The sequence below is a fragment of the Tunturiibacter empetritectus genome (assembly GCF_014201375.1).
In the GTDB taxonomy this organism is placed as follows: Bacteria; Acidobacteriota; Terriglobia; order Terriglobales; family Acidobacteriaceae; genus Edaphobacter; species Edaphobacter lichenicola_D.
Genome location: NZ_JACHDZ010000001.1, coordinates 1,393,780 through 1,402,534, shown reverse-complemented (window position 1 = coordinate 1,402,534; position 8,755 = coordinate 1,393,780). Strand labels below are relative to the sequence as shown.

The window sequence follows — 8,755 nt, the reverse complement described above, 5'->3', positions numbered from 1 at the left end:
TTATGATCATCCCGACTCCTTCCTCACGCTGGCCCTGGTCTCTAAACCAGACATAGTCTACGGGCTTCACTTGAGCCTTCGCCCTTATCTAATCAGCCTTTGTGTGGAGATCAGCTCTCCTGGCCGTGATGAGTTGCGCGCGTGTCTGTCCTTCTAAGTCGGTCGGTCGTTAAGGACCATTCTCGGTACCAGGCTGCAGACACGCCGTTGTGACTGTTCTTTCGTCGTTGCTTACCCTGTGCAGACTTCGGTGGAAGAAACTCTAGTCGTCGTGGTGCGGGAAAGTGGGAGCGCGTAGCGCTTCCAAGCCGCAGGCGTCTTTTCCATGCCGTTATGCGGCGACGGGTCTGTAGTCGTTGCCGCTGGAAAGCACAGCCCAGGCAATACGTGCGAGCTTGTTGGCCATGGCAACGACAACGACGTTCTTCGGAGCTCTGGAATCAAGGGCATCGAGCCATGCTCCAATCGGTGCTCGATCTCGCTTGATCCTCAGCACGGCAGCTCGTGCGCCATGAATAAGAATCTTGCGAAGGTACACGTTGCCGCGCTTACTGATGCCGAGCAGCTTCACCAAGCCCGCTCTCCGCTTACGGGCAACCGTTCCACAACGTAAGGAGCCATGACAATGAACGTATTTGCGAATTGGGAACAGTCCAGAGTCTCTGAAGCTCGCGAGACTGTTTCCGGGGTACGGATCGGGCACGTGAATCTGCGAGTGACCGACCTGGACCGCGCTATAAGGTTTTACTGCGATGTTCTCGGTCTATCCATCATTTACTACGGACCGTCCATCGGACTTCCTACCGTATTCCTGGCGTTCGGCGACTATCACCATCACGTCGCATTGAACTGGTTCTACAGGTCCGATGATGGTCCGAAACAGCTCCATGACAGAGGGGTGAATCACTTCGCCATCCTCTACCCCGACGAAGTGTCACTGGCGGGAGCTGTCAATCGCCTTCTGGGGTACGGTGACCTCATCGACGACGCTCGCGACCACGGTGGTACTTTGTCCCTATACCTCCGGGATCCCGACAGCAATGGGATCGAACTCTACTACGACCGGCCGCGAACTCAGTGGTTCGATTCGGCTGGCGAGCTTGTCATCAAGTCCGAACCGTTCGACGTGCAAAAATGGTTGAAGGGCGTCTGGGCAGGTACCGCTAATGTTGCCCGAGAAGACCCACTTCCACTCCCTGGAGGTGGCTGTATGACGGCACAATGATGCAGTACGCCCTTACTTTGACTTCGCTGTTCGAACGCGCGGGCAAGCTGTTCCCGAATGTGGAAATTGTCTCGCGCCGCCCCGACAACTCTACCCATCGATATACCTATCGCGATTGGCACCGGCGAGCGCGGGCCCTGGCGGCCGCTTTGCAGAGTTTCGGAGTGCGGCCGGGAGATCGAGTGGCGACGCTGATGGGGCAGAATCCCTCTCGCGCGCGAACACACCGTCTCGAAGACTGCCACGGCTCCCGATCTCCGGCGATAGCTGCCCTTGGGGAAGAGGCCAAAGATGACTACTTGCTGACGAATCCCACGATTAGAAACGCGAAAGCTATCGTGAGGAGTACAACACGCCAGCGGTGAAGCAGATCCCATCTACGCCTGTACGTCTTCCAATCGGGAGTCGGAGTGGACTTAATACGGTTGTTGATCGGCACGAGAACAGTGACCGAATACAAACTCGCCAACATCCACAAAACGGCCGATGTAGCGATCCAGATCGGTAACCGGCCAGATTGGTGCCATTGGATTACAACCTCGGCTAAAGTCAGCAAAAATACAAGAATGTACCAAAACGGCATGAATTTCCCCAGCACACGGGCGAGGGCGCTTGCGGCTGGCAGGTGAACATCATCCGGAAGTTTATCGAGCGTTGGATGAACAAACGCAGCGATGGCCAGTTCACATCCAACCATCAATCCAGCGACGATAATTGCAACGACATTTAGGACTTCTATCATGAATTCCTCCATAAACAACACCTTGAAATGAATTAAGGTTTCTTCCTCTGAAGAAGAAACACGGCAGCGTCATCATGGTGATTGTTACCGCGTTCCTTCTCTGGTTTCTCTTCCCGTCATTTCAGGGGGGAGGTTATTGAAGGTATGAGGATCGTCGATTCAACGCCAACGATGTTCGATACATCCCAGCCCTTGATCTCCTCAGCAAATTCTGTACTTTGCATATATCGCTTAACAACCTCGCCGGGTTCTTCGCCCGCCGCATAGGAGACCAGCACGAAAACCCGTGGCTCGACATCCTCCTTGGCGGTCCAGATGCCGTGGGCCTCGATCCCGAACAGCGGAAAGCTGCTGAGATGACGGGGATAAATCTGATTTATGTAGAAATCGCGCGCCTCTTTGGTGCGCAGTGTGTACACGCGAAGTTCAAAAGTTCTCATTGTCATCTCCTATTGCATAGTCTTGGGTTAGCACTTTAGTGGTTGTTCAACCAACCCATGTCAGCGTGGCTGATCGCGATCCGACCCTTGCGGTAGACAAGAACGGTCAGAGGAATTTCTCTCAAATGGCATGGATCAAGAAGAGGCCGACGACAACCATCACCGCGCAGGTTACGCCATGAACTGAGAACGCTGTCGACTTCGACCCGCCCGACCACAGAACGTTTGACATGTCGCCCAGAGCGACGATGGCTTCAACGAGTAGAGCTATGCCTACCGTCCGCGTGTCCGTGGTCAGCATCAGTGTCAGCACGACCAATCCAGATACGATGTCCCGAATTCCTTTAAGGCGTAGCCATGCACGAGTGTCAACATCGGGTGCAGGCGGCTTAAGACCAAATGATCCTGTCATTCGTTCAGGAGATATAACGTAGAAACAGCCGATGACAATGATCGCGACAGCCAGGAGAGCAGCTAGAGAGAGCGGGATAGCGGTATGCACAAATTATTCTCCTTTTAGTAAATCTAGCAATGCTACATAAGATGCAGAACCTTCGTAGATGATGCAGTACATTCGTAAAATTTTCCCCATCCGCCTTTTTTTCGAGCGGTGCTATAGTTACTATCAATGGTAAAAACACTGGCAACTAACCGAATTGCGGAACGAAAACTGCGTGACAAGCAGGCCCGCCGGGCACAGATTCTCAGTGCCGCACGACGAATTGCGGAGCTTGAAGGGTGGTCCAACGTAACCGTTCGGCGGCTCTCCGACGAAATTTCATACAGCCAACCTGTTTTGTACGCTCATTTTGGAAGCCGCGAGGGGATCCTCGCCGCGGTCGCTATCGAGGGTTTCCAGGAGATGGGCCTGGCTTTGGAGAAGGCACGGAAACGGGTTAAGCGTGGAAATACGGTCGAATCGATCGCGGCCGCATATCTGGAGTTCGCCGTGTCCTCACCAGCACTGTATGAAGTGATGTTTTCGCTCAGCCTGAGCGTACCATTCGATGACGCGGCTACTCCTCCGGAGCTGCGTTTCGCGTTTTCCCAACTCCTGGAGTTATTTCAGGGGCAGGGTTCGAAGCCGGAGGTTCTATCGGAATTGTTTTGGGCGAGCCTTCACGGTATCGCCGAGCTCACAAGAACCAAGCGATTTCCGCGCAGCCGTCAGAAAGAGCGCGTGAGGGCGCTCGTCGAGCTTTTCACTTTCCCGGGATGAAACGGCGCAGGTGGTGAAAGCGCGACGACTGTATTAGGCGCGCTCTCGTCTTTTCGCGAGCTAGGCGAGATGAGTCCTCACAAACGCGCTTCTCGTCACCTACCTTCCAGCGGTGGCAATCGGTTGGTCTTCCCAAAGACTGATAAGCCGTCCGGATGCAACCTAGTGAGCGTTTTCAGCTCTGTGTATATCTATCCGACAAAACGGTCGGCGCTCGTTCCCAGCCCAGTAGGAAGCGGAGCAAGACCGCCCGGTACCCTGGCGTCATAGGGCGAAGTCAGCTTCGCAGCACGTACGTCCTGCAGACTCTTGTCGTCGCGGACCATCTGTTGCACCTTCTCCTGAATATCGAGAATCATGCTACGGTATGGCGCAATGAGTTCTGCATGGATGATGGTTCCGTGACCGGGGACCAGCGTGGTCTTCGGGCCTGAAAGCTTCATTACGACATCCACCGCATCCTGCACCCCTTGAATGTTCCGCCATGTTGTGGATCGATGAAGGGGTATCCATAGTTTCTATAAAAATCGCCGATCATCATCGCGTCGGCTTTCTCAAACCTCACGATGTTCATGGAAATGATTGAGCGCTCGAGTAGTAGGAAGACGCGGAAGCGATGAGCCCACCGGGGCTGGTCATTCATTATCATCAGGAGAGTCGGTCGGAAACCTAGCCCTGAATTGAGACAAATTTGACAAGTAAGAAATCTTTGCCTGAAGCCACCTCGGATCAAGAGCAATCACGCCGAAATCGCGGAAAGACAGCCCGTCGAAGTCTCGTCGAAGCAAGTAGAGCCCAGGACGAGGAGCTTCTCGCCCGGGAACTCCGCACTTCGCAGACTCAACAGGAAATCGCCGTGCTTGTCGTGGTCGGGGGAGTTCACCGGCGAACGCCGCAAGCGCAAGCAGCTTACCCCGGCCGCTCGACTTGCCCGCACCGCGGCCGCCGGCGTGGCCGGAGAAGAAGACCTCCCAAACTATACCGCCTCGACCCTCAACTTCGATGCAAGCCGTGCAGAGTTCGAAGAACTCGCCCGATCAGCCGGTGCGACCATCGCTGCCACCCTCGTCCAGAGACGTCACAAGCCCGATTCGTCCAGCCTCGTCGGCCAGGGCAAGCTCGAGGAAATTGTTGGCGTTGTGGCGAGCACCAATGCGTCGCTTGTCCTCTTCGATCACGACCTCACCCCCTCGCAGCTCCGCAACATCGAGGCCCGGCTGCCCTGCCATGTCATCGACCGTTCGCAGCTCATACTCCCCAGTGAAGGCCAGCTCCAGGTAGAGCTCGCACAGCTTGAGTACCAGCTGCCCCGTCTTGCCGGACGCGGCCGGGCTATGTCACAACTTGGTGGCGGTATCGGAACGCGCGGCCCAGGTGAAACCCAGCTTGAAACCGATCGCCGCAAGATCAACATGCCGTCGGGCATTGGCCAGGCATAGAAGAATTGAATTGGTAGATAGCCGCATCGAAATAATCCTGCCAGCACTCTTTACGGATTAACGCGATAGACCAACAGTCCTGCGATATCCACGTCGGTCTTCGGGTGAACGACGTAGAACTGCTTCACCTGAGGAACATAGAAGGAAGTCTTGCCGCCGTTGGTCGGAATGTCTGCAATACTAGTGTAGGTGTCAGGCGAATCCTGATGGAAGATGCTGAGACCTTGCGTACCACTGACGTAGACACGCTTGAGCACTGGGTCCCACGTCATATCGTCATTGATATTGGCGCAGGGTTTCTGCTTCACGACTTTGCCGTTCTTGTCGAAGACATAGAAGATGCCCGGATTGCGACCGGCAACAAAAATGCGCTCGTTCTTCTCGTCGACCGCGAGTGCCGTATTCTTCTGTAACCCCAGAGCGGTCCAGGTAGCAATCACTTTCTTGGTGAGCAGATCGACCACGCCGATCTGTTGCTTATCTCGAATGTTTACGTAGAGACGATGATGGATATGGTCTATCCCCATGCTTTCAACGTTGTTTCCGGAAATCGAGATCTTATCGATGAGCTTGCCTTGATCCACAGAGAAGACAGAGATTTCGGAGTCAGGGAGATTAGCGGATACACCCCCATTCCCAATGTAGTAGAGGTGGTTTGCAGCATCGTAATAGGCTGCGTCGGGGGAATCGCCCTTCCCGGTTGCGGAGCCATCGATGAGTTGGACACGATCGATTCGGTGAAAGTCATCTCCAGAGAGAAGAATCAGAGCAGAATCCCCGCCGTCAGCAACGAGCAGTTCGTCTTTCTCAGGAGCGAAGGCTACGGAATGGGGCGTTTTGAATCCACTTATGCTTTGGAGGTGAACACCCGTCTTCAAGTCGAACATCTCGACGGAGTGGTGTACCTCGGCAGAGACGAAGAGGTGATTCCGTCTAAGATCAACTGCGAAGTGATCGAAGTCACCCGTAATTTCAGGAAGGTACGTAGTGCTCAAAAGTGTGACGGGCTCTAGGGGCTCAGCAGCTTTCGCGTGGGCAGGAGTGCACATGAGAAAGATGATTGCGAAGAAAAAACAGCTGCTCTTCTTGAAAAGATGCGATGGCATGCAGACTATCCTATAAGTAGAAAGTTTCGGTTGTTGTCGACGTATCTGACACCATAAGCTGAGTCAGCGAGGTCTAGAAGTTAAGCCTTAGAGCAAACTCCATCTGCCGCGGCGTACCGGTTCCAACCAACCCCGTGGTGTTGATCACGCTGGTGATGGCGCCGAAGCTAGCGGTATTAAATGAGCCGCTCGGTTGCCCGTATTGCGCACGGTTGAACAAGTTGAATGCTTCGGCACGAAAGATCATCTTGTAACGTTCCGAGATCGGAAACTGTTTCTCGAGAGCTGCGTCGTCTTGCCAGAAGTTCGGGCCGGCTGCGATATTCCGGCCCGCATCTCCCCAGGTCCCAGCGGCGGGTATCGCAAACGCTGCTCGATTGAGCCAAGTGGAGATACTACGGTTGGCAGAGTCGTGCTGCTGCGGCTCACCGTGACGTTCAGTGGGAGCCCGCCACGGAAGTAAAGCAGGGAATCTACTGACCATCCCCCAACTAAGGCATCGGTGAGTTTGCTTTGGTTGAGGAAACGTCTTCCTCGGCGGAAGGGGAGATCGTAGACGACACTCGCATTGCCGGTGTGGCGAACGTCGAAGTCACTCCTGGCATAGGCGCAGCGAAAGCAAGCGATATTTTCCGCAGCATCCGCCTCTCCTGCGCCGACAGAGCCGTCATCGAGCGCGTGAGAGAACATGTAGTTGCCGGCTACGAAAAATCCGTTATGAAAGCGATGCGTCAGATTGGCTTGAAAAGCGTGAAAGATCGACATACCTTCGTTCGCTTTTGTATCGATCTGGCTTGGGAAGAATGAACCCAGTGGACGCAGTCCCGACGTCGGATCAATCAGGTTCGTATAGGTGCGGCGGAAAAGATGATTGCCCTTGATCCCTAGATAAGTGAAGGTCAATACTGTTTGCTGTCCAAGCGATTGCTGTATGGAGCCAGTCCACTGCTCCGTGTACGAGTCGGGATGGTTACGCAGGAGGGACCGAGGCGTCTGTGCAAGACCTGTGGTTGGGATCAGAGCCAGTGCATTCGGATATGAGTACACGTTGCTCGCGCTCGAGGTGAGAAGCGTGGAGGGTTCAGTGTTCACGACTGGACTATCCTCATCGCCCAACTGTATCTCTCCATGATAAATTCCAAATCCTGCGCGAAAGACAGTATTGCCATGAAACAAGTCGGGCGAATAGGCGAACGAGACTCGTGGATCGAAATCCTTCGTGTTAGGAAAGTAAAATGTGGTTCCCATGCCGCAGTAGCCCCCGCAACTTGCCAAGTCGAAAGGATTCGCACTGTTGTGCTGCTCGTGAAGCGGAGCGAAATAGTTATATCGCATGCCTAAGTTAAACGTGAACGTCTTGCTAAGCTTCCACTGGTCCTGCAGATATCCGGCATACTGCGTCTGCGTAATCCTTTATCCGGAAGCGCTGCCGTTACCAGAATTGAATCCAGTCTGTTTGCAAGCAGATTGGCTGCGGAGGTGTAGCTGGCAGTACCATCCACAGAATTTGCTTCGTTGTACATTACGAAACGAATGTCCACTTTCCGTTGGCTGGATTGATGAACTCTGTCGCAGCACCCCCAGTTGCCTTGTTAGTGACCGCATGAGCACTCCCACTCTCAACTGTCTGAGTGATTTCGTCTGCTGTCCATCCACGTCTTGCCATGTCCTTCACAATCTTTGCGCTTAGATTAGTGACATCGACCGCAGCATTTCCAGCTGCGGTCCCCGCAGCTTCACCGGCTCCCCTTCCTAGCCATCCCGCTACTGCACCGATTGCTCTACCAACCGCGTACTCAACGGCCATGCCGCCAGCTATGCCCATCAGCATAGGTCCAGAAGCGTCTTGAAGTCCTTGCTCACTGTAGGTCGCAGTGCCACATGCTGAACCGCCACACTGGATCGTTCCTGTACCTAAGAAGCCCTTCCCGTCGACCGTTACACCGCCGCTGTTTCCCGCTGCAATTTGCTGCTGTATCGACTTCCATTGATCGTCACTGATCGTAGTGCATTGTGTCGATCCGGTCGCGCAAAGCGTCACGTTATGACCATCATCATCAACGTTGCTGACTGGGTTGTTTCCAGCGTAATGCATACAGATTGAGGGTCTGCGGATTGCTCAAATCCGAATAAGGAATCGCGACCGGATCGTCGCTCCAATCTGGCGACATGAACCGACCCATCGTACTTCCCATATAGCGAGCCCCGAAGTAGTCGAGCCCTGATTCTGTGTCTCTTTCTTTGCCGGTAAAGTGGGTCGGATCGTACCCGATCGAGCTAAGCGCGTCGCCAAAAGGTAGTGAGGTGTATGAGGCGGGAGTGATTGGTACAGCCTGCGACGAGATATCTCCCTCTCCAGCGCTCTCGTATCGCTTGGTGCCCAACCAATCCGTTCCTATCCAGAAGAAGTGGTTTGGTTGCCATGACCCGATCTTTTCTCCATCGATCGTGGCACCCTGAACCACATTACCTGAAGTCAGATTGTTGTTGCTCAAAATTTGGCCGTTCTGGTCATAGAGGAAAACTTGTGCCCCGTTCGGGCCATTCTCAAAGGCAAGGTGACCTTCTGAATCGTACCTGTATC

General features: G+C 54.1%; 13 protein-coding genes and 1 pseudogene. 5 read left to right on the top strand and 9 right to left on the bottom strand.

All coding sequences use genetic code 11. The features are described from left to right. Positions 1-331: 331 nt before the first annotated feature. Positions 332-703, bottom strand: coding sequence for a transposase (locus HDF10_RS06065; RefSeq protein WP_311732674.1), 372 nt, complete (start codon positions 701-703; stop codon positions 332-334). Here HDF10_RS06065 and HDF10_RS06060 point away from each other — a divergent pair, their 5' ends adjacent. Both HDF10_RS06060 and HDF10_RS20845 read left to right on the top strand, forming a co-directional pair. Further along, positions 704-1,225, top strand: coding sequence for a VOC family protein (locus tag HDF10_RS06060; RefSeq protein ID WP_221271416.1), 522 nt, complete (start codon positions 704-706; stop codon positions 1,223-1,225). It begins immediately after the preceding gene. Beyond that, on the top strand, positions 1,222-1,590 hold the full coding sequence (locus tag HDF10_RS20845) for an AMP-binding protein (protein ID WP_311732673.1): 369 nt from the start codon (positions 1,222-1,224) through the stop codon (positions 1,588-1,590). Before HDF10_RS06060 ends, HDF10_RS20845 begins: the two co-directional genes overlap by 4 nt. Here HDF10_RS20845 and HDF10_RS06050 read toward each other — a convergent pair. From HDF10_RS06050 to HDF10_RS06040, 3 genes are all read right to left on the bottom strand, one after another. Then, positions 1,521-1,967: an anthrone oxygenase family protein gene (locus HDF10_RS06050; RefSeq protein ID WP_183811374.1), complete on the bottom strand. Its 447-nt coding sequence runs from the start codon at positions 1,965-1,967 to the stop codon at positions 1,521-1,523. The two genes, HDF10_RS20845 and HDF10_RS06050, sit on opposite strands and share 70 nt — an antisense overlap. A gap of 116 nt (positions 1,968-2,083) precedes the next feature. After that, the gene (locus tag HDF10_RS06045) at positions 2,084-2,407 is read right to left on the bottom strand and encodes an NIPSNAP family protein (RefSeq protein ID WP_183811372.1); all 324 of its coding nucleotides are present in this window, start codon (positions 2,405-2,407) and stop codon (positions 2,084-2,086) included. Positions 2,408-2,528: 121 nt separating this feature from the next. Next, complete coding sequence (locus tag HDF10_RS06040) at positions 2,529-2,909, bottom strand: DUF4267 domain-containing protein (protein WP_183811370.1); 381 nt, start codon at positions 2,907-2,909, stop codon at positions 2,529-2,531. 126 nt (positions 2,910-3,035) lie between these two features. On the opposite strand from HDF10_RS06040, the gene HDF10_RS06035 reads away from it, so the two are divergent. Continuing rightward, entirely contained in the window at positions 3,036-3,626 is a 591-nt protein-coding gene (locus HDF10_RS06035; RefSeq protein ID WP_183811368.1) for a TetR/AcrR family transcriptional regulator, read from the top strand. Positions 3,627-3,817: 191 nt separating this feature from the next. On the opposite strand, the gene HDF10_RS06030 is transcribed toward HDF10_RS06035, so the two are convergent. After that, a complete protein-coding gene (locus HDF10_RS06030; RefSeq protein ID WP_183811366.1) occupies positions 3,818-4,069 on the bottom strand; it encodes a hypothetical protein in 252 nt (83 codons plus the stop codon). Positions 4,070-4,486: 417 nt separating this feature from the next. Here HDF10_RS06030 and HDF10_RS06025 point away from each other — a divergent pair, with 417 nt between their 5' ends. Beyond that, complete coding sequence (locus HDF10_RS06025) at positions 4,487-5,065, top strand: HflX-like GTP-binding protein (RefSeq protein WP_406705776.1); 579 nt, start codon at positions 4,487-4,489, stop codon at positions 5,063-5,065. Positions 5,066-5,115: 50 nt separating this feature from the next. Here HDF10_RS06025 and HDF10_RS06020 read toward each other — a convergent pair whose 3' ends face one another. After that, positions 5,116-5,592 (bottom strand): YncE family protein, encoded by a 477-nt coding sequence (locus HDF10_RS06020; protein WP_183811364.1) that lies wholly within the window; start codon positions 5,590-5,592, stop codon positions 5,116-5,118. On the opposite strand from HDF10_RS06020, the gene HDF10_RS06015 reads away from it, so the two are divergent. Beyond that, positions 5,569-6,078, top strand: coding sequence for a hypothetical protein (locus HDF10_RS06015; RefSeq protein ID WP_183811362.1), 510 nt, complete (start codon positions 5,569-5,571; stop codon positions 6,076-6,078). The genes HDF10_RS06020 and HDF10_RS06015 overlap by 24 nt on opposite strands. Before the next feature lie 166 nt (positions 6,079-6,244). On the opposite strand, the pseudogene HDF10_RS21565 reads toward HDF10_RS06015, so the two are convergent. The 3 genes and pseudogenes from HDF10_RS21565 to HDF10_RS06000 all read right to left on the bottom strand — a co-directional run bounded on the left by HDF10_RS21565 (position 6,245) and on the right by HDF10_RS06000 (position 8,666). Further along, positions 6,245-7,554 (bottom strand): annotated as a pseudogene (locus tag HDF10_RS21565) (outer membrane beta-barrel protein). A 139-nt stretch (positions 7,555-7,693) separates the two neighbouring features. Further along, entirely contained in the window at positions 7,694-8,266 is a 573-nt protein-coding gene (locus HDF10_RS06005; RefSeq protein ID WP_183811360.1) for a hypothetical protein, read from the bottom strand. Continuing rightward, on the bottom strand, positions 8,229-8,666 hold the full coding sequence (locus HDF10_RS06000; protein WP_183811358.1) for an RHS repeat-associated core domain-containing protein: 438 nt from the start codon (positions 8,664-8,666) through the stop codon (positions 8,229-8,231). The genes HDF10_RS06005 and HDF10_RS06000 overlap by 38 nt, the downstream gene beginning before the upstream one ends. Positions 8,667-8,755: the final 89 nt, after the last annotated feature.